Source organism: Propioniciclava sp. MC1595, from assembly GCF_017569205.1.
Classification (GTDB): Bacteria; Actinomycetota; Actinomycetes; order Propionibacteriales; family Propionibacteriaceae; genus Propioniciclava.
This window is the reverse complement of the sequence record NZ_CP071870.1, coordinates 1,130,745-1,150,103: the sequence shown is the minus strand read 5'-3', so window position 1 is coordinate 1,150,103 and position 19,359 is coordinate 1,130,745. Positions and strand designations below refer to the sequence as shown.

At 70.9% G+C, this 19,359-nt stretch carries 23 protein-coding genes; 11 read left to right on the top strand and 12 right to left on the bottom strand.

The features are described 5' to 3' along the window. Nucleotides 1-4 precede the first annotated feature (4 nt). Nucleotides 5-523, bottom strand: a complete 519-nt coding sequence (locus tag J4N02_RS05435; RefSeq protein ID WP_188332671.1) for a peptidylprolyl isomerase — start codon at nt 521-523, stop codon at nt 5-7. Nucleotides 524-668: 145 nt separating this feature from the next. Between J4N02_RS05435 and J4N02_RS17160 the strand changes: the two genes are divergently transcribed. The 3 genes from J4N02_RS17160 (at nt 669) to J4N02_RS05420 (ending at nt 2,894) form a co-directional block, all read left to right on the top strand. Further along, complete coding sequence (locus J4N02_RS17160) at nt 669-1,601, top strand: hypothetical protein (protein ID WP_188332670.1); 933 nt, start codon at nt 669-671, stop codon at nt 1,599-1,601. Nucleotides 1,602-1,745: 144 nt separating this feature from the next. Next, nucleotides 1,746-2,222, top strand: a complete 477-nt coding sequence (locus J4N02_RS05425) for a hypothetical protein (RefSeq protein ID WP_188332669.1) — start codon at nt 1,746-1,748, stop codon at nt 2,220-2,222. A 9-nt stretch (nt 2,223-2,231) separates the two neighbouring features. After that, a complete protein-coding gene (locus J4N02_RS05420; RefSeq protein ID WP_188332668.1) occupies nt 2,232-2,894 on the top strand; it encodes a prepilin peptidase in 663 nt (220 codons plus the stop codon). Nucleotides 2,895-2,905: 11 nt separating this feature from the next. On the opposite strand, the gene trpD is transcribed toward J4N02_RS05420, so the two are convergent. Together trpD and J4N02_RS05410 are read right to left on the bottom strand one after the other, a co-directional pair. Further along, on the bottom strand, nt 2,906-3,952 hold the full coding sequence (gene trpD, locus J4N02_RS05415; protein ID WP_243760880.1) for an anthranilate phosphoribosyltransferase: 1,047 nt from the start codon (nt 3,950-3,952) through the stop codon (nt 2,906-2,908). Next, on the bottom strand, nt 3,949-4,374 hold the full coding sequence (locus tag J4N02_RS05410; RefSeq protein ID WP_188332666.1) for a response regulator transcription factor: 426 nt from the start codon (nt 4,372-4,374) through the stop codon (nt 3,949-3,951). The genes trpD and J4N02_RS05410 overlap by 4 nt, the downstream gene beginning before the upstream one ends. A 277-nt stretch (nt 4,375-4,651) precedes the next feature. On the opposite strand from J4N02_RS05410, the gene J4N02_RS05405 reads away from it, so the two are divergent. The 6 genes from J4N02_RS05405 (at nt 4,652) to J4N02_RS05380 (ending at nt 11,072) form a co-directional block, all read left to right on the top strand. Then, a complete protein-coding gene (locus J4N02_RS05405; protein ID WP_220491910.1) occupies nt 4,652-5,278 on the top strand; it encodes a heme-copper oxidase subunit III in 627 nt (208 codons plus the stop codon). A gap of 28 nt (nt 5,279-5,306) precedes the next feature. After that, nucleotides 5,307-6,107 (top strand): c-type cytochrome, encoded by an 801-nt coding sequence (locus tag J4N02_RS05400; protein WP_182814548.1) that lies wholly within the window; start codon nt 5,307-5,309, stop codon nt 6,105-6,107. After that, complete coding sequence (locus J4N02_RS05395; protein ID WP_375539330.1) at nt 6,104-7,180, top strand: Rieske 2Fe-2S domain-containing protein; 1,077 nt, start codon at nt 6,104-6,106, stop codon at nt 7,178-7,180. Before J4N02_RS05400 ends, J4N02_RS05395 begins: the two co-directional genes overlap by 4 nt. Continuing rightward, a complete protein-coding gene (locus J4N02_RS05390; RefSeq protein ID WP_188332665.1) occupies nt 7,180-8,859 on the top strand; it encodes a ubiquinol-cytochrome c reductase cytochrome b subunit in 1,680 nt (559 codons plus the stop codon). The genes J4N02_RS05395 and J4N02_RS05390 overlap by 1 nt, the downstream gene beginning before the upstream one ends. Nucleotides 8,860-8,933: 74 nt before the next feature. Further along, the gene (locus J4N02_RS05385) at nt 8,934-9,605 is read left to right on the top strand and encodes a GNAT family N-acetyltransferase (protein ID WP_208091138.1); all 672 of its coding nucleotides are present in this window, start codon (nt 8,934-8,936) and stop codon (nt 9,603-9,605) included. Between the two features lie 9 nt (nt 9,606-9,614). Continuing rightward, entirely contained in the window at nt 9,615-11,072 is a 1,458-nt protein-coding gene (locus J4N02_RS05380) for a GuaB1 family IMP dehydrogenase-related protein (protein ID WP_182814546.1), read from the top strand. 170 nt (nt 11,073-11,242) lie between these two features. Here J4N02_RS05380 and J4N02_RS05375 read toward each other — a convergent pair whose 3' ends face one another. The 7 genes from J4N02_RS05375 to J4N02_RS05345 all read right to left on the bottom strand — a co-directional run bounded on the left by J4N02_RS05375 (nt 11,243) and on the right by J4N02_RS05345 (nt 17,044). After that, nucleotides 11,243-11,659 (bottom strand): cytochrome c oxidase subunit 4, encoded by a 417-nt coding sequence (locus J4N02_RS05375; RefSeq protein ID WP_182814545.1) that lies wholly within the window; start codon nt 11,657-11,659, stop codon nt 11,243-11,245. Next, nucleotides 11,656-13,380, bottom strand: a complete 1,725-nt coding sequence (gene ctaD, locus J4N02_RS05370; protein WP_188332664.1) for a cytochrome c oxidase subunit I — start codon at nt 13,378-13,380, stop codon at nt 11,656-11,658. Before ctaD ends, J4N02_RS05375 begins: the two co-directional genes overlap by 4 nt. A gap of 4 nt (nt 13,381-13,384) precedes the next feature. Next, entirely contained in the window at nt 13,385-14,134 is a 750-nt protein-coding gene (coxB, locus tag J4N02_RS05365) for a cytochrome c oxidase subunit II (RefSeq protein ID WP_188332663.1), read from the bottom strand. A 278-nt stretch (nt 14,135-14,412) separates the two neighbouring features. Continuing rightward, nucleotides 14,413-14,769, bottom strand: coding sequence for an iron-sulfur cluster assembly accessory protein (locus J4N02_RS05360; RefSeq protein ID WP_182814542.1), 357 nt, complete (start codon nt 14,767-14,769; stop codon nt 14,413-14,415). A 112-nt stretch (nt 14,770-14,881) separates the two neighbouring features. Continuing rightward, entirely contained in the window at nt 14,882-15,904 is a 1,023-nt protein-coding gene (locus tag J4N02_RS05355; RefSeq protein WP_188332662.1) for a glycerate kinase, read from the bottom strand. After that, nucleotides 15,901-16,191, bottom strand: coding sequence for a PspA-associated protein PspAA (locus J4N02_RS05350; RefSeq protein WP_182814540.1), 291 nt, complete (start codon nt 16,189-16,191; stop codon nt 15,901-15,903). Before J4N02_RS05350 ends, J4N02_RS05355 begins: the two co-directional genes overlap by 4 nt. A gap of 1 nt (nt 16,192) precedes the next feature. Next, nucleotides 16,193-17,044, bottom strand: coding sequence for a PspA/IM30 family protein (locus tag J4N02_RS05345; RefSeq protein ID WP_188332661.1), 852 nt, complete (start codon nt 17,042-17,044; stop codon nt 16,193-16,195). Between the two features lie 165 nt (nt 17,045-17,209). Here J4N02_RS05345 and J4N02_RS05340 point away from each other — a divergent pair, with 165 nt between their 5' ends. Together J4N02_RS05340 and J4N02_RS05335 are read left to right on the top strand one after the other, a co-directional pair. Continuing rightward, complete coding sequence (locus tag J4N02_RS05340; RefSeq protein WP_188332660.1) at nt 17,210-17,764, top strand: DUF3043 domain-containing protein; 555 nt, start codon at nt 17,210-17,212, stop codon at nt 17,762-17,764. Next, nucleotides 17,764-17,967, top strand: a complete 204-nt coding sequence (locus J4N02_RS05335) for a hypothetical protein (RefSeq protein WP_182814537.1) — start codon at nt 17,764-17,766, stop codon at nt 17,965-17,967. The genes J4N02_RS05340 and J4N02_RS05335 overlap by 1 nt, the downstream gene beginning before the upstream one ends. A gap of 1 nt (nt 17,968) precedes the next feature. Here the strand turns inward: J4N02_RS05335 and J4N02_RS05330 are convergent, their stop codons facing one another. Together J4N02_RS05330 and gcvT are read right to left on the bottom strand one after the other, a co-directional pair. After that, on the bottom strand, nt 17,969-18,247 hold the full coding sequence (locus tag J4N02_RS05330; protein ID WP_188332659.1) for a hypothetical protein: 279 nt from the start codon (nt 18,245-18,247) through the stop codon (nt 17,969-17,971). Further along, complete coding sequence (gene gcvT, locus J4N02_RS05325; protein WP_182814535.1) at nt 18,244-19,341, bottom strand: glycine cleavage system aminomethyltransferase GcvT; 1,098 nt, start codon at nt 19,339-19,341, stop codon at nt 18,244-18,246. The genes J4N02_RS05330 and gcvT overlap by 4 nt, the downstream gene beginning before the upstream one ends. Nucleotides 19,342-19,359: the final 18 nt, after the last annotated feature.

Sequence of the window (19,359 nt, the reverse complement as noted above, 5' to 3'; positions counted from 1 at the left end):
TGGATCAGCCCTCGGTGACCTCGACCGACTCGATCACGACCGGGTCGACCGGGCGGTCGCCACGGCCGGTGCGGACCTTGGCGATCGCGTCCACGACGTCGCGGCCGGCCTGGTCGGCCACCTCGCCGAAGATCGTGTGGCGGAAGTTCAGGTGCGGGGTCTGGGTGACCGTGATGAAGAACTGCGAGCCGTTCGTGCCGGGGCCGGCGTTCGCCATGGCCAGCAGGTAGGGCTTGTTGAAGGCCAGGTCGGGGTGGAACTCGTCACCGAAGCGGTAGCCGGGGCCACCGGTGCCGGTGCCCAGCGGGCAGCCACCCTGGATCATGAAGCCGTCGATGATGCGGTGGAACGTCAGGCCGTCGTAGAAGTTGCCCGTGGTGGCCGCGCCCGTCTCGGGGTGGCGGTACTCCTTGGTGCCGGTCGCCAGGCCGACGAAGTTCTCGACGGTCTTCGGCGCCTGCTCCGGGAACAGGTTGATGACGATGTCGCCGTGGTTGGTGTGAAGCGTCGCCTGCTGGGCCACGGTGCTTCCTTTCGATCGATGGAGCGCAGAAGAGCGCACATGCCCGGCCAAGGTTACCCGTCGTTCGTCCTGTTGCGGTGAGGGTCCCTTGGGTACGGTGGACGCACGCGATCACGCGAACAACCCAACCGTTACGGAGGAAACCGTGAACCGGAAGCAGTTCGAACGCGCCGTCGGTGACACCACCCACGCCGCGACCGACCTCGGCAAGGAGGCCCTCGCCCAGGCGAGCGCCTACCTACAGCAGGCCCAGGAGTACCTGGCCCCGCGCGCCCAGGACGCCTACAGGGAGGCCAGCGACCGCATCGGTCCGCTCGCCAAGGACGTCAAGAAGAAGGGCGCCCGCATCGCGGCCGACGCCATGGACGCCGTCCAGCCCAAGCTCGACGAGGTCCTGGACCGCGTCACCCCCGCTGTCGACGACGCCTACGCCCGCTTCGCCCCGAAGCTCGACGGCGCGCGCAGCAAGGTCCAGTACGGCTTCCTGCCGGCGCTGAGCGACATGCTGCACAGCGCGGCCGACGACATCGCCAAGGTCGACCTGCCGCAGGTGCCGGCCCCGGCGAAGAAGAAGTCCGCCTGGTCCACGGTCGGTCAGGTCCTCCTGGCCGGTGGCCTGCTCGCCGTGATCGCCTTCGCGATCAAGAAGTTCCTGGCCCCCGACGACTCCGGGTGGCAGGCCCACGAGCCGAGCCAGCCGTACGTCCCCACGACCCCGCAGAAGATCGTCGACGACCTGGCCACCGCCGCCGCCGACGAGGAGACCGAGGTCGACGCCGCAGAGCAGTGGATCGAGGACGGCGGCCAGCCGCTGCCCAGCGACGAGCCGGTCGCGGCCGACGCCGACGACGTCGAGAAGGCCGCGGAGGGCGATGCTGACCCTTTCGTTCCTAGCCCTCACGGGGACGGGTCCTATGTCGGGTCCGAGCCGCCGGAGGGCTTCGTCATCAAGGGCAACGAGCGCTCGATGAAGTTCCACGTCAAGGGGAACGCCGGGTACGAGCGCACGATCGCCGACATCTGGTTCAACAGTGAGGAGGCCGCCGAGGCGGCTGGCTTCACCAAGGCCCAGCGCTGAGGCACCCGCACCACCCGACCCGGACGGGGCGCGACCACCACGGTCGCGCCCCGTTCGTCGTCTCCGGGATCTCGTCCCCGCCGGCCGCTCACAATCGGGCGCACGCGCGGGCCTTCTGGGTAGCAGTTCCCCCCAGGAGGCCCCATGTCCCGTCCCGTCACCCCGGTCGACCCGTCGCTGTGGGTCGACGCCGCACCCTTCGCCGCCCACCTGCTCCACCTGTCCGCGTCGAGCGGCGTGCCCTGGGCGATGGTCGCCGCGCACGCCCACGTGCCGCTGCGCGCGGCCGAGCGCCTGGTGGGCGTGCCCGGCACGCGGCGCCTGCGCAAGCTGCCGCGGGCGCTGGCCCAGCGCCTGCTGGCGATCGACCCCGTCGAGCTGTCCCGGCTCCGCAGCGTGTGGGTGGCCGCGGGCCCGGCCAGCAACCGCGTGGCCGAACTCGTGGCCCGCGGGGTTCCCGTCACCCGGGTCGCGCGGGTGCTGGCCTGCTCGCCCGACCTGGTCGCCCGGCTGGCCGACGGCACGCCCGCGAGCGTGCCCGCCGACATCGCCCTGCGCGCCCGCGTCGCCGCCGAGACCGCCGACCGGGCGCTCCTGCGGCGAGCGACGCGCGCCGCCTAGGCTGGCCCGGTGCTCTGGCCCACCCCCGCCACGGCGCTCGCCGGCGCCCTGCTCACGGTCGTCCTGACCGTCCCGGTCCTGCGCGCCCTGCCCGAGCCGCGGGCCGAGGACGCGGACGGCAAGCCCCCGTACGCCGACCTGGCGACCCCCGCCTTCGTCCTCACGGTGGGGGCGGTGGCGCTGGCCGCCGGCCTGCTGGCGACGGCGGTCCTGCCGTGGCCGCACTGGCTCGCCTGGGCGTCCCTGTGCACCGTGGGAGTGGTCGCCGTCGGGATCGACGCCCGCACCACCTGGCTGCCCCTGCCGCTCGCCCGCGCGGGCTGGGCCGTGGCGGCGATGGGCGCCGGGGTGGTGGCCGTCTCCGCCGACGCGTGGACGCCCCTGCTCGCCTCGGTCGTCGGCGCCGCCTGCCTGGGCGGGCTGTTCCACCTGCTGTGGAGGTTGACCGGCGCGTTCGGCTACGGGGACGTCCGGCTGGCCGCGAACATCGGCGCGGTGACGGCCCTCCACTCGGTGGAGCTGGTGGTCACCTCGCTCGTGCTCGGCACCGCCGCGAGCGCGCTGGTCGGCGTCGTGCACCGTCTGGCGGGCGGCCGCGGGGCCTTCCCCTACGGGCCGGGCCTGCTGGCCGGACCGTTCCTGGCCCTGGCCCTCCGCGCCGTCGCCGGGTGACCCCGGCGGGGTCAGGCGGCCAGGTCGCGGGTCAGGGCGACCCAGCGCTCGAGCACCGCGGTCGCGGCACCGCTGTCCACGGCGGCGGCGGCCCGCTCCAGGGGCCCGACCAGCTGGCCGGCGAGGTCGGCGTCCGGGTCGGGGCCCTCGAAGGCGAGGATCGCGGCGGCGGCGTTGAGCAGCACGATGTCGCGGACAGGGCCGGGCTGCCCGGCGAAGGTGTCGCGGACGACCTGCGCGTTGTGGGGCGGCCCCCCGCCGACGAGCGAGTCCTTGGTGGTGCGCGGGATGCCGAGGTCGAGCGGGTCGAGCGTGGTCCTGACCACGCGACGACCGGCGACCACCCACACGTCGCTGGTGGTGGTGGTCGTCAGCTCGTCCAGCCCGTCGCCGCCGTGGAACACCAGCCCGCGGTTCCCCCGGTCGGCGAGCACCGAGGCGACGAGCTCCGCCATCTGCCGGTCGGCGACCCCGATGGCCTGGGCCAGCGGCCGGGCCGGGTTGGCCAGCGGGCCGAGGAAGTTGAAGGTCGTCCGGATCCCCAGCTCACGCCGGGGCACGGCGGCGTGCCGCAGGGACGGGTGGTAGTGGGACGCGAAGAGGAAGACGATGCCGGCCTCGTCGAACACGCGCCCCTGGACCGCGGGATCGAGGTCCAGGACGACGCCCAGTTCCTCGAGGCAGTCGGCGGTGCCGCAGGCCGACGAGGCGGCGCGGTTGCCGTGCTTCACGACCTTCGCCCCGGCGGCGGCGGCGACCAGCGCGGCCATGGTCGAGACGTTGACGGTGTTGGCGCGGTCGCCGCCGGTGCCGACGATGTCGACGGCCTCACGGCTGGGGAGGCTGATCGGGCGTGCGTTGGCCAGCATGGCCGACACCAGCCCGTTCAGCTCGTCGGGGGTCGCGCCCTTCGCCTGGAGGGCGACCATGAACCCGGCGACCTGCACCGGCGTCGCGGCGCCGGACAGGATCTCGCCCATCGCCCACGACGTACCGTCGCGATCGAGGTCCTGGCCGGTGACGAGGGAGGTGAGCAGGTCGGGCCAGGTCCGGGTCACCGGGCGTTCGCCTCGCTGGCCAGACGGGCGCGCAGGACATCGGCGACGGAGGTGGGCAGGCGCACGGGGTCGATCGGGTACGGGACCACGGCCTCCGCCCTCGACCATGTGGCGAGCCACGCGTCGGCGACGCGGGCGACCAGCAGCACGACGGGCGGGCAGTTGGCGACCTCGTCCTTCACCTGGCGGCACAGGCCGATGCCGCCGGCCGGGACGGCCTCGCCGTCCATGATGACCAGGTCGATGCCACCGGCGGCCAGCGTCCGGCTGACGGCCTGGTGGGTCGCGCACTCGACGACCTCGATCTCGGGCAGGTCGGCCGCGACACGGCGGCCCAACGCCACGCGCACCTGGCCGCGCGTGCTCCTGTCGTCGGAGTAGACCAGGATGGTCGCCTTGCCGGCGGGTGCGACTTCGCTCATCGGGTCCTCACTTGTAGAAGGTCGGTCCCGTCATCGTAGCCCCGGTGCGGGACACGCGCACGGCAGCCCATCCCGACGCGAAACGGTCACGGGCAGGTAACGAACGGACACCTTTTGTCCACCGGGGCTCGGGCCGACGTGACCCGGAGAAGGTTCCCCGGTAATAATGACGCCCGTGGCGAATACATCGAAGTCGAGCGCGGTCCCGGTCATCCCTCACGGTGCCATCCACCCGATTGCCCCTGCACGCCTCCACGGCGTCAAGGGCAAGCCGGACATGCTGGCCGTCGGCACGGTGATCTGGCTTGCCAGCGAACTCATGTTCTTCGCAGCGTTGTTCGCGGCGTACTTCAACCTCCGCAACCACACCACCGCCATGGCGGTGGCCGGTGAGCCGACGATGTGGGAGTGGGGCACGTCCCACTTCATGCAGGACTGGTTCGGCATCAACCTGCCGTGGTTCTCGCTGATCAACACGACGATCCTGGTGCTGAGCTCCATCACCTGCCAGATCGGCGTGTTCCGTGCGGAGAAGGGCTACGTCTCCCGCACCGGCAGCATCCTCAACCCGGCGTCGTGGGGCATGCGCGAGTGGTACATCCTCACCTTCATCATGGGAGCCTTCTTCATCGGCGGCCAGGCCTACGAGTACTTCCTCCTGACCTCCGAGGGCTTCGTGCTCCAGACCAACGCCTACACCTCGGCGTTCTACCTCGCCACCGGCTTCCACGGCCTGCACGTGCTCGGTGGCCTCATCGCCTTCCTGCTCATGATCGGGCGCACCTACCTGGCACGCACGTTCACCCATGAGCAGCGGGTCCACGCGATCGTGACGTCGTACTACTGGCACTTCGTCGACATCGTGTGGATCATCCTCTTCGCGGTGATCTACCTCATCCGCTGACCTGTCCCCGACTTCGAAAGGCGCATCGATGCGACTCGGATCCTCCAGAAGGCGGCACAGGGCGGCACGTCCCCTCTCGCTGGTGCTCGCGCTCTTCCTCATGGGAGCGCTGTACGCCGCCCTCTCCCCCGCCACCCAAGTGGCCGCCGACACGGGCATGTCCGCCCAGGTCGCCGAGGGCAAGGCACTGTTCCAGGTGACGTGCTCCTCGTGCCACGGCCTCAACGGTGAAGGCACCACCCAGGGTCCGTCCCTGGTCGGCGTCGGCGCCGCCGCGGTCGAGTTCCAAATGGCGACGAACCGCATGCCGATGGCGAAGCCCGGTGCGCAGGCTCCCCGCAAGGTGGTGCAGTACACCGCCGAGGAGATCAACAACATCGCCCGCTACGTGCACACCCTCGGCCCCGGCCCCGACATCCCCAACAGCTCGGCGTACGACTACAGCGCGCTGACCGATGAGGACATCGCCAGGGGCGGCGAGCTCTTCCGCACCAACTGCTCGGCCTGCCACCAAGCCGCGGCCAACGGCGGCGCCCTGCCCAACGGCAAGTACGCCCCCGCACTGCACGGCGTCGAGCCGCTTCACATCTACGAGGCCATGCGCACCGGCCCCCAGCAGATGCCGGTCTTCTCCGCCGGGGCCATCCCCGACGAGGACGTCGCCGCCATCATCGGCTACCTCAAGGGCATCGAGGAGCAGCCGTCCTCCGGCTTCTCGCTCGGCGGCCTCGGCCCGGTGACCGAGGGCTTCGCCGGCTGGGTCATCGGCATCGGCGGCCTCTGCCTGATCGCCACCTGGATCGCTTCGACGGGAGCACGCGCGAAATGACGCCTGAACACTCCACTTCCCTCGCCACGACCGAGGACGACGCCCTGCTGCACCCGATCCCCAACCCGGGCATCGAGCACCACGCCGAGCGTTACACCGACGTCGACGCGAAGGCCGCCGACCGCGCCTACAAGCAGGTCGTGGGCATCTTCGGGCTGGTCCCGCTGCTGGCGATCGCCTTCGTGGTGATCTACTTCGCGGTCCCGCGCCACGCGACGGCCAACCTCCTGGGCGTCAACTGGCACGTGCACACCTTGCTGCTCGGCCTCACGGGCGGCCTCGCCGTCCTGCTCATCGGTGTCGGCGCCATCCACTGGTCGCGCCAGTTGATGAACGACACCGAGATCGCGGAGGAACGGCACGCCGCCGCGTCCACCGACGAAGAGAAGGACGCGTTCGTCGAGAAGCTCAACGCGGGCATCGCCGACGCGGGCGTCCATCGCCGTGGCCTGCTGGTCACCTCGCTCGGCGGCGCGCTCGGCATCCTCGCCGTGCCGGCGCTGGTGACGCTGGCCGACCTCGGTCCCTGGCCGACCGCGGCCGTCCGCCGCGAGACCATCGAGAAGACCGTCTGGGCCGACGGCGTCCGCGTCGTCAACGACGCCAACCGCCTGCCCCTGAAGGCCTCCGACATCGAGATCGGCCAGCTGGTCAACGCCGAGCCCGAGAACCTCTGGGACCTGCACGGCAAGGACTACATGAACATGAAGTCCAAGACGCCGCTGGTCGTGGTCCGCATGGACCCGAACACGATCAAGATCCCCGAGTCCCGCAAGGACTGGCACGTCGGCGGCATCCTGGCCTACAGCAAGATCTGCACCCACGTCGGTTGCCCGATCTCGCTGTGGGAGCAGCAGACGCACCACCTGCTGTGCCCCTGCCACCAGTCGACGTTCGACCTGGGCAACTCCGGCGTCGTGGTCTTCGGCCCCGCCGCCCGCGCGTTGCCCCAGCTGCCGCTGAAGGTGGACGCCGAGGGTTACCTCGTCGCCCAGAGCGACTTCACGGTGCCGGTCGGCCCCAGCTACTTCGAGCGCGACTCGCGCAACGACTACAAGGACGGTGACGAGTGATGGCCAAGCCCACTGGCATCGCAGCGGAGGGCGAGGTCCTCCAGACCCGTACCCCCGACCAGGGTGGCGCCCTCAAGACCATGCCCGCCCCGGCCACGTGGCTCGACGAGCGCATCGGCCTGGCCAAGCTCGGCAAGGCCGCGCTGCGCAAGGTCTTCCCCGACCACTGGTCGTTCCTGCTGGGCGAGATCGCCCTGTACAGCTTCATCGTCCTGCTGCTCACGGGCATCTTCCTGACGATCTGGTTCCGTCCGTCGATGGCCGAGATCGAGTACCAGGGCAGCTACGAGCTCATGCGCGGCCTGCACATGAGCCAGGCGTTCGAGTCGACGCTGCAGATCAGCTTCGACGTCCGCGGTGGCATGCTGGTCCGCCAGATCCACCACTGGGGCGCCATCCTCTTCATGGCCGCCATGACCGCGCACATGCTCCGCGTGTTCTTCACCGGTGCGTTCCGCAAGCCGCGTGAGCTCAACTGGCTCATCGGTGTCGTCCTGCTCAGCCTCGGCATGATCGCCGGCATGACCGGTTACTCCCTGCCCGACGACCTGCTGTCCGGCACCGGCCTCCGGTTCACCGACGGCGCGATCCGCTCCATCCCGCTGGTGGGCACCTGGATCGAGTTCTTCGTCTTCGGTGGCGAGTACCCCGGCGACATGATCATCGCCCGCTTCTACATGGCGCACATCCTGCTGCTGCCGGCGATCCTCCTCGGCCTGATCTCGGCGCACATGGCGCTGGTCGTGTACCACAAGCACACCCAGTTCCCCGGCCCCGGCCGCACCGAGAACAACGTGGTCGGCTACCCGCTGTTCCCCGTCTACATGGCCAAGGCCGGCGGCTTCTTCTTCATCGTGTTCGGCGTGCTGATCCTCATGGGCGCCACGATGTCGATCAACCAGGTCTGGCTCTACGGCCCGTACAACCCCGCCCAGGTCACCGCCGGCTCGCAGCCCGACTGGTACATGGGCTGGGTCGAGGGCGCGGTCCGCATCATGCCGGGCTGGGAGTCGCACTGGGGGGGCACCACGTGGTCCTGGAACATCTTCCTGCCGTTCGCCGTCCTGATGGGCATCTTCTACACCGCCCTCGCGGTGTGGCCCTTCGTCGAGGCGTGGCTGACCGGCGACAAGCGCCCGCACCACATCCTCGACCGCCCGCGCAACGCGCCCACGCGCACCGCGCTCGGCGTGGCCGGCATGACCTTCTACGGCCTCATGTGGGCTGGCGGTGGCAACGACATCATCGCGACGCAGTTCAACGTCTCGCTGAATGCCGTGACCTACTTCCTCCGCGTTGCGGTCTTCGTCGGCCCCGTGATCGCGTTCATCATCACCAAGCGCCTGTGCCTGTCGCTGCAGCGCGCCGACCGTGAGCGCGTCCTCCACGGGTCCGAGTCCGGCATCATCGTCCGGAGCCCGGCCGGCGGCTACTCCGAGCCGCACGTGCCGATCTCCGACGACGAGGCGTTCACGCTCACCCAGCACCGGCAGTACCCGCCGCTGGAGGAGACCCCGTCCCACGACGAGCACGGCGTCAAGACCAGCGACCCGAACAAGGTCAGCGGCCTCCGCGCCCGCCTGTCCGCCTGGTACACCGGTGACGACATCGTCAAGCCCACGCGTGACGAGATCGCCGCCTCCCACCACCACGAGGACGAGCCCAAGCAGCTCCACTGAGTGGCCTGACCACGAAGGGCCCTCTCCCACGGGAGGGGGCCCTTCGCCGTTCCGGGCCCACTAGCCTGACCCCCGTGGGACAGGACGCCGCCACCCTCCTGGGTGCCTACGACGAGCACCTGCGCGGGCCGGTCGAGCTCGCCGGGGCGACGGACGTCGCCACCGACGGCCCCCTCTGCCGCGGGCGCTTCAGCGACACCGGCTTCGTCACCCATCGGCGCCTGGCGCCAGGGGCCGACCTGCCTGCCCTGGTGGCCCGCACGATCGCCCACTTCGCGGCCACCGACGTGGTCGAGTTCGAGTGGAAGACCAGGGGCCACGACCTGCCCGGGCTCGCTCCCCTGCTGCGCGCGCACGGCCTGGTGCCCGGCCCGGAGGAGACCCTCATGGTCGGGCCCGTCGACCTCGCCCTCGGCGAGTCCGCGGGGCCGGTCACGGTCCGGCGCGCGGGTGCCGACGGGGACACCACGCTGTGGCTCGCCGAGGCCGACGGCGTCCTCGTCGGGACCGGACGGCTGGAGGTCGTGCCCGGGACCCCCTTCGCCGGGCTCTGGGGAGGGGCCGTGGACCCCGCGTGGCGGCATCGGGGCGTCTACCGGGCACTCACGGCCGCCCGCGCGCGGTATGCCCGGGCCCACGGCGTCCGGCTGCTGCACAGCGACTGCCTGCCGACCTCCCGGCCGATCCTGGAGCGGGCGGGCCTCGTCGCGGTGGGCACCACCACGCCGTGGGTGTGGCGTCGGTAGCATGGCGCGGTGCGTTTCACCACTGGCAAGCCCGAGTTCGACCTGACCTACGACGACGTCTTCATGTCGCCGACGCGTTCGTCGGTCCGCTCCCGCATGGACGTCGACCTCACCTCCACCGACGGCCTGTCCCTGCCCACCCCGCTGGTGGTGGCGAACATGACCGCGATCTCCGGCCGCCGCATGGCCGAGACGGTCGCGCGCCGCGGGGCGATCGCGATCATCCCCCAGGACCTGTCCCGCGCCGCGGCCTCCACGGCCATCGCGCGCGTGAAGGGCGGCCACCCGGTTTTCGACACCCCGATCACGATCACACCCGACACGATCGTGGCCGACGCGCTGCCCCTCGTGGCCAAGCGCGCCCACGGCGTCGCGGTGGTGCTCGAGGGTCGGCGTCCGGTCGGCCTGGTGTCGGTCTCGGAGGCGTCGGGCGTCGACCGGTTCGTGCCGGTGCACGAGGTGATGACGACCGACCTCACGCTGGTGCCGGCGACGGCTACCCCGGGCGAGGTGTTCGACACGCTCACCGAGACCCGCCGCAAGATCGCCATCGCCGTCGACGAGGCGGGCGACCTGGTCGGCGTGCTCACCACCAAGGGCGCCATGCGGTCGGCGATCTACTCCCCCGCCACCGACGCCCAGGGCCGGCTCGCCATCGGCGCGGCGGTCGGCATCTCCCGCGAGGCGGCGGACCGGGCGCGGCTCCTGCTCGAGCAGGGCGCCGACGTGCTGGTCATGGACACCGCGCACGGCCACCAGGACCGCATGCTCGAGACCATCGTGGCGGTCCGGGAGATCCGGGACGCGCACCAGGCGGCCACCGGCGTCCGGGTGCCGCTGGTCGGCGGCAACGTCGTCACGGGCGAGGGGACGCTGGACCTGATCGAGGCCGGCGCCGACATCGTGAAGGTCGGGGTCGGGCCCGGCGCCATGTGCACCACCCGCATGCAGACCGGCGTGGGGCGTCCGCAGTTCTCGGCCGTCATGGACTGCGCCGAGGCGGCCGCCGACGTGGGCAAGGCCATCTGGGCCGACGGCGGCGTCCGCCACCCCCGCGACGTCGCGCTCGCCCTCGCGGCCGGGGCCGGGGCGGTCATGATCGGCTCCTGGTTCGCCGGCACGCACGAGTCCACCGGCCCCCTGCTGCACGACCCCAACGGCCGGGCCTACAAGGAGTCGTTCGGCATGGCGTCCGCGCGCGCCGTGCGCGCCCGCACGCAGCAGCAGTCGTTCTTCGAGCGCGCCCGCGCGGGCCTGTTCGAGGAGGGCATCTCCAGCTCGCGCATGTACCTCGACCCGGCCCGCCCCGGCGTGGAGGACCTGATCGACTTCATCACCTCGGGCGTGCGCTCCTCGTGCACCTACGCCGGGGCCCGCACGCTGCCGGACTTCCACGCCCGGGCCACGATCGGCGTCCAGAGCCGCTCTGGCTACGAGGAGGGGCGCCCGCTGCACAGCAGTTGGTGACCCCCGCCCGACCCGACCCGTCTCGACACTCACCCTCCTGACACGCCAGAGGCCAGATTCGGCCCCTCAGGCGTCGGGAGGGTGAGTGTCGACCTTCCGGCCCGGTTCCACACAGAAACGCCTCAGGCGGCCCCTGAGGGCCGCCTGAGGCGTCTTGCGAGCCGGGTGGCTCAGTGCTTGTAGTCGCCGACGTAGAACTCGTACGCCCAGCCGCAGACGACCCAGATGCCGATGCCGATGCCCAGCAGGGTCAGCCACCAGCCGAACACCGGGCCCAGCAGGATGACCATGATGGCCACGGTCGACCAGAAGGGGACGATCGAGGTGGGCGGGAAGAAGCCCAGCGCACCGGCGCCCTCGATGATCTCGCTGTCGGCGCGGTCCTCGGGGCGGGGCCCCGTGGAGCGGCCGGTCAGGAAGAGCAGGCCCCAGACCATCGCCGAGAACAGCAGCGTCAGGATCAGGACCGTCGTGCCGATCGGCTCGGGGTGACCGGCCACCGAGTCCCACGTCATGAAGGCGTACACCGGTGCCACGATCGCGAAGAAGATGACCAGGAACAGGAAGAGCTTCGCTTCGGTCTTCATCGGGCGTTCTCCTCGTTGGCCTCGGACTCCTCGGCGACGATGGCCTCCTGCAGCGGGTTGACCGGGTGCGGGCCCATGCCGGAGATCTCAGGGTGGTGCAGGTCGAAGGCGGGAGCCTCGCTGCGGATGCGCGGCAGCTTGGTGAAGTTGTGCCGCGGCGGCGGGCAGGAGGTCGCCCACTCCAGCGAGCGTCCCCAACCCCACGGGTCGTCCACCGTCACGCGCGGGGCGTTCTTGTGGCTCTTGTAGACGTTCCACAGGAACGGCAGCATCGAGATGCCCAGCAGGAACGAACCGACGGTCGAGACCTGGTTGAGGAAGGTGAAGTCCTCACCCGGGAGGTAGTCGGCGATACGACGCTGCATGCCCTCGATGCCCAGCCAGTGCTGCACGAGGAAGGTCAGGTGGAAGCCGGCGAACACGAGCCAGAAGTGCAGCTTGGCGAGCTTCTCGTCCAGCATGTAGCCGTACCACTTCGGCCACCAGAAGTAGAAGCCGGCGAACATCGAGAACACGACGGTGCCGAACAGCACGTAGTGGAAGTGCGCGACCACGAAGTAGGTGTCGGACACCTGGAAGTCCAGCGGCGGGGAGGCGAGGATGACGCCCGTCAGGCCACCGAAGAGGAACGTGGTCAGGAAGCCGACGGCCCACAGCATCGGGCTGTCGAGCCTGACCGAGCCGTTCCACATCGTGCCGATCCAGTTGAAGAACTTCACGCCCGTCGGGACGGCGATCATGAAGGTCATGAACGAGAAGAACGGCAGGTTGACCGCGCCGGTCACGTACATGTGGTGCGCCCACACGGAGATCGACAGGGCACCGATGGCCAGCGTGGCGCCGACCAGGCCGATGTAGCCGAAGATCGGCTTGCGGCTGAACACGGGGATGATCTCGGTGATGATGCCGAAGAACGGCAGCGCGAGGACGTAGACCTCGGGGTGGCCGAAGAACCAGAACAGGTGCTGCCACAGCATGGCGCCACCGGTGGCGGCGTCGAGGATGTGGGTGCCGAGCACGCGGTCGGACAGCAGCACCAGCAGGCCGGCGGCCAGCACCGGGAAGACGACCAGGATCAGGATGGACGTGACGAGGATGTTCCAGGTGAACATCGACATGCGGAACATCGTCATGCCGGGGGCGCGCATCGTCACGATGGTCGTGATGAAGTTCACGGCACCCAGGATCGAGGACAGGCCCAGCAGGTAGAGGCCGACCAGCCACAGGTCGCCACCGACACCCGGGGAGTGCACGGCGTCCGACAGCGGGACGTACGCGAACCACCCGAAGGAGGCGGCGCCGTCGGGGCTGAGGAAGCCGGCGCAGGCGAGCACCGAGCCGCCGACGTACAGCCAGTAGCTGAACATGTTCAGGCGCGGGAACGACACGTCGGGGGCGCCGATGTGCAGCGGCATGAGTGCGTTGGCGAACGCGGCGAACATCGGCGTCGCGAACATCAGCAGCATGATCGTGCCGTGCATGGTGAAGAACTGGTTGAAGGTCTCGTAGTGCAGGTACTGCAGACCCGGGAACGCCAGCTCGGCACGGATGGCCAGCGCGAGCAGGCCACCGAAGGCGAAGAAGAACAGCGCCGTCCAGATGTACAGCTTGGCGATGACCTTGTGGTCGGTCGTGGTCATCCACGACCAGAAGATCGCGCCCAGGTTCTCCTTGCGGGCCGGGCGGACGGCGGTCGCGTCAACGCGTGCAGTGGTGGTCATGGGATCAGCCCTCCGTCTTCGGCCCGGTCTGGGGGAACTGCGGAATGATCGGCGCGGTGTCCTGACCGGTCTCGGCCAGCTCCTTGATCCGCGCGTTGTACTCCTCGACGGGCACGACCTCGACGTAGAACACCATGGCCGCGTGGTAGGTGCCGCAGAGCTCGGCGCACTTGCCGAGGAACGTGCCCTCCTTGGTCGCGGTGACGTCGAACGAGTTGGTGCGACCCGGGATCACGTCGAGCTTGAAGTAGAAGTCGGGGATCCAGAACGAGTGGATGACGTCAGCGGAGTCGAGCTTGAAGCGCACCGGCTCGTTGAGCGGCATGACCAGCGTCGGGATCTCCTCCAGGGTGCCGACGGTGTGCGCGTCGACGCCGACGGCGGGGTTGTCCGCCTCCTTGTAGCTGAAGCTCCACGACCACTTCTGGCCGATGACGTCGACCTTGTGGACCGCGTCGTCGCTCTCCTTGGCCAGAACGCCGTTCTGGGCCTGGACGGTGAAGTAGAACAGCACGCCGATGATCAGGAACGGCACCAGCGTGTACATGATCTCCATCGGGAGGTTGTACTTGATCTGGCGGGGCACCTCGTCATCGCTGCGGCGGCGGTAGCGGAAGACCGCCCACCCGATGAGGGCCCACACGATGACGCCGATCACCATCGAGGCGATCCACGCACCGTTCCAGAGGTTCCCGATGAAGGGGGCGCGGTCACTGGCCGCCTCTGGCAGGCCCCACCTGCCCCACTGCTCCATGGTTGCCTGGGTACAACCACTGAGTGCCACGGCGCCCACGATGGCGGCGGTGGCACCAGCGATGCGTCGTGCGGCCCTGGACGTTCGGTACGAAGCCACGTCACACCCTTCCGATGCTTGTCCGACCGGGCGCCACGTGAGGGCAGCACCCGGTCGAGCTGTCGATGCTCGGCGTCAGACTAACCCAAACAAGCATCCCGTCGCCTCTTGCGAAGCGACGGGATGTCGAAGCGTGGGACGAACGTGTCCCAACCGTGACCTGAGGGTCACGGCACCGATCAGTGGAAGCTGTCCCCACAGGCGCAGGAGCCACCGGCGTTCGGGTTGTCGATGGTGAAGCCCTGCTGCTGGATGGTGTCCACGAAGTCGATCGTGGCGCCGGCCAGGTAGGGGGCGCTCATGCGGTCGGTGACGACCTTGACGCCGTACCACTCCTTCTCGACGTCGCCGTCGAGCTCGCGGTCGTCGAGGGCCAGCTGGTAGCGCAGGCCCGAGCAGCCGCCGGGGGCCACGGAGATGCGCAGGGCCAGGCCCTCCTCGCCCTCGCTGGCCGCGAGGTCGGAGACCTTCTTGGCCGCGCCCTCGGTCAGGATGATGCCGTCGGCCAGGGCCTCGGTCTGGGTGTCAACGCTCATGAGTTGGTTCCTCCGGGTGAGTCTTGGTGCCGTTCCAACGCCGCAGCGGGGGCGGCGTATTCCGACGCGCTGCTGGGAACAGCTTAGGTCACGAGCCGGAACAGGCGAAGGGTCACCACGTCCAGCTGGACGCCACGCCCGCCGCGCGGCGGGTCAGCTCGGCCGAGCCGAGGTCGGCCCCGCCCCCGACCGCGTAGGCGACCTCGACCCCGAACGTGCGCAGTTCCCGACCGGAGATGTCGACCTCGCGGGCCACCACGACGACGGGCCGCATGGTCCGCTCCCCCAGCGCCGCGACCTCGGGCACGACGTCCCCGCCACGCGAGGCGAAGTCCACGTGGTCGGCCCCGGTGACCAGCACGTCGGCGAGGGACGCCGTGCGCTCCAGCCCGGCGACCGCCGAGCAGAGCGACGGACCGGACATCACGGTGGCACCGAGCGCCGTCAGGGCGAGGACGGCACCACCGGCGGCGCCCAGGCCCGGGGCGTCCGGTTGGCCGAGCGCGCCCGCGAGGGTGCCGAGGGCGGCGTCGGTGGCCAGCATGAGGGCCGGGTCCGTCCCGGCGGCGCGACCGCGGCGGGAGGTGAGCCCGCGCAGGCCGAGCAGCATGTCCTGCAGCTCGGACGGGTCGACGACCGCGACGAGCTCCGTCCCTCCCACGCGCGCGCGGGCGGGCGCGAGGTCGAGGGTGGTGAGGCCGCCCAGGGCACCCGCCCCGGCGTCCAGCGGCACGTCGGCCACCGCGCCCAGCGCGGCGAGGATGCCGGCCCCGCCGTCGTGGGTGACCAGCCCGGTCAGGTCGACCACCACCCGCTCCGGCCCGGACGCCAGCGCCTCGGCCAGCGCGCGCCCCACCCCCACCGAGGTGGAGTGCGGGTCGACGCCGGTCGGCTCCTCGTCGCCGTGGACGTGGTCGTGGTGGACGTGGCCGTGGGCGGCGCCGGGGTCGCGCACGACGGGCGACGCGTCGCCCAGCGCGGCCAGCGCGAGCGCCAGGTCGGGCCCGCCGGACGCGATCGGCACGACGGCCACCTGCGTGCCCGGACGGGCGGCGACGAAGGCACGACCGAGCGCGGCCCCCGCGTCGGCTGACGCGAGGGCCCCGATGCGGTCGGTGCAGACGACGACCCTCACTCCGGGATCAGCCCCGAGTGCTCGTCGCTGCGGCCGATCCACTCCCGCACCTGCTCCACGCCGGCGTCGGCGTCGGGCAGGATCAGGTCGGAGTCGATCAGGAGGTCGTCGTCGAGGACGACGCCCTGGCTGCGGACCTCGGCCAGCAGGCGCTCGAGGGCCCGCTTGAGCCACTCCTCGTCGCCAGCGACCGCCGCGGCCTCGACGTCGTCGTCCAGCGCGTTGAGGATGTCGAGCTCGGCGTCCTCGAGCCGGTACTGGCCCTCACCGAGGATGCGGACGATCACGTCACACCCCCTGGGCCGGCTTGCCCTGCTCGGGCGCGTGGCCCTCGGGGGCCTCCGCGGTGGGTGCGACCTCGTCGACCTCCGCGTCCACCGGCTCGGCCGGGGCCGACGGCAGCTGCGGGGCGGCCTGCGGGGCGGCGCCGGTGGTCAGCTGGCCCATGGACGCCTTCAGCGCGGCCAGCTCGTTCTCGACCTGGGAGGAGGACGCCAGCGAGTCGAGCTCACGGGTGATGTCGTCCTTGAAGCTGCCGCTGGGGTCCTCCAGCGCGCCGGAGGCGAGCAGCTCGTCGATGGCACCGGCGCGGGCCTGCATCTGGGCCGTCTTGTCCTCGGCCCGCTGGATCGCCAGGCCGACGTCGCCCATCTCCTCGGAGATGCCGGTGAAGGCCTCGTTGATGCGGGTCTGTGCCTCGGCGGCGGAGTAGGTGGCCTTGATGGTCTCCTTGCGGGTGCGGAACGCGTCGACCTTGGCCTGCAGGCGGGTGGACGCCCGGACGAGCTTCTCCTCCTCGCCCTGCAGGGTCGCGTGCTGGGCCATCAGGTCGTCGAGCTGGCCCTGGAGGCCGGACTTGCGGGTGAGCGCCTCGCGGGCCAGGTCCTCGCGGTTGACCTCGAGGGCGCGGGACGCCGACAGCGTCAGCTTCTTCATCTCGGCGTCCAGCTGGTTGGCCTGGAGCTCCACCCGCTTGCGGCTGGTGGCCACGTCGGCGACGCCGCGACGCACCTTCTGCAGCAGCTCGAGCTGGCGCTGGTAGGAGTAGTCGAGGGTCTCGCGGGGATCCTCCAACTTGTCCAGCGCCTTGTCGGCCTTGGCGTTGAAGACAAGCTTGAGGCGTTCGAACAAACCGGCCATGGTGGTCGTGGGTCCTTCCGTGGGAACGGGGGTAACGCCCGCCAGCCTAGCCGCGCTCCCCGGCACGCGGCAGGGCGCAGCCGCGGGTGGTGACCCGGAACGAACCCTGAGCCGTGGAATAGACTGGTCGGCGATCCGCACCCGTTGAGTCGAAGCAGAGGAACCGTGTCCCTGTTCAAGAAGTCCGCCGAGCCCGAGCCGACGCCCGAGCCCGAGGCGTCCGTGCACGCCCCCGGCGGCAAGAAGTCGGCGCCCACGCCCACCCGTCGCGAGGCCGAGGCGGCCCGCCGGGCGCGACTCAACCCCCAGCTCTCCCCCAAGGAGGCCCGCCGCCGCGAGCGCCAGGCCCAGTACGCGGTGCGCGACAAGCAGTTCGCCGCCGCCGAGGCCTCCCCGGCCCGCACGCTGATGCGCGACCACGTCGACGCCCGCTTCAACCCGGCCGAGTTCGCGATGCCGATCCTGCTCGGCATCATGGCGGCCACCCTGATCCCGGCGCTGCTCCCCCACATCCAGTGGTTCCTGTACGCCTCCTGGGCCTACATCGCGGTGATGGTCGCCGACGTGGTGCTGATGTGGCGCAGCTACAAGCGGCTGCTCGCCGAGCGCCACCCCGGCACGCCGCTGCGCGGCCTGCTGATGTACGGCTTCAACCGCCAGATGACGTTCCGCCGCTGGCGCCGTCCCGCGCCGCGGATCAAGCGGGGGGAGGCGTACTGATGCCGTTCACCTGGGCCGCCGACAACGCCCCCGACGCCGCGGCCGCCACCGAGGCGGGCCTCGGCCGGGAGTTCGCCACGCAGGCCGACGCCGAGGCGTGGCTGACCGAGTCCTTCGAGGACCTCGTGGACGCCGGCGTCGACGCCGTCACCCTCCTGGAGGAGGGCCGGGTCGTCTACGGCCCGATGAGCCTGCACGCCTGACTCAGGCGGTGCGCCTCCGGTCGGCGACCGCGAGCGCGGCGCCGAAGCCGGCCACGACCACCCCCGTGCCGACCATGACCGGCGTGGACAGCCGCAGCGCGTCCAGCCGGTCGTCGTAGGTCTGCACCTTCGTGCCCTCGGCGTTGTGGCACACGTCGCCGGGGCCCATCCGGACGCCCCGGCACTCGATCGTCGGGTTGAACCAGGTCAGGAGCGCCCACACGACCACGGCCACGCCGACCACGGCGAGGGCGACGTGGGCCCAGAAGCGGCGGCTCAAGCGGATCGCACCTGCGTCTGCACGAACGGGGGCTTCACGACCTCGAACTGCTCGACGTTGCGGCGCACCTGGACGCCGACCTGCGTCCCAGGCGTGTACTCGGGCGCCAGCAGCGCCAGGCCGATGCCGACCTGCAGCGTCGGGGAGAAGGTCCCGGACGTGACCGTCCCGACGACGTTGCCGTCGGCGTCCACGCACTCCATGCCGGGGCGCGGGATCGCGCGTCCGGACGACTTGATGGCGCGCGAGCGGCGGGCCGGGCCGGTCTCCTTGGCCGCGCGGAGGGCGTCCGCACCCCAGAAGGTGGGCTTGGACCACCCGACGGCCCAGCCGGCGCCGGCCTCGACCGGGTTGATCTCGAGCGACAGCTCGTGGCCGTGCAGCGGGTAGCCCATCTCGGTGCGCAGGGTGTCGCGGGCGCCGAGGCCGCACGGCAGCATGCCGAACTCCTCGCCGGCGGCGACCACGGCGTCCCAGACGGTCAGGGCGTCCTCGGTGCGGCAGACCAGCTCGTAGCCGCGCTCGCCGGTGTAGCCGGTGCGGCACACGGTCAGCGGGACGCCGTCGAAGGTGGCCTCGCGGAACTGCATGTAGTCGAAGTCGGCCACGACGCCGAGCTTCTCGAGCAGCTCGTCGGAGTGCGGGCCCTGGACGGCGATGATCGCGTAGTCGTCGTGCTCATTGGTGACGGTGATGCCCTCGGGGGCGGCCTCTTCGAGGCGGCGGACGACCTCGGTGGTGTTCGCCGCGTTCGGGATCAGGATGACCTCGTCGTCGGAGACCAGGTACTGGATGAGGTCGTCGACCACGCCGCCGTCCTCGGCGCAGCACAGCGTGTACTGGGCCTGACCCGGGCCGATCTTGCCCAGGTCGTTGGTGAAGCAGGCGTTGACGAAGTCACGGGCGCCGGGGCCGGTGACCCGCGCGTTGCCCAGGTGGCTCACGTCGAAGATGCCCACGGCGTCGCGCACGGCCTTGTGCTCGGCGACGATCGAGGAGTACTGCAGCGGCATCGACCAGCCGCCGAACTCGGCGAACTTGGCCCCGAGCGCGACGTGGCGCTCGTGCAGGGGTGACGTCTTCAGATCAGCCATGATCGAGAACCTACCGCA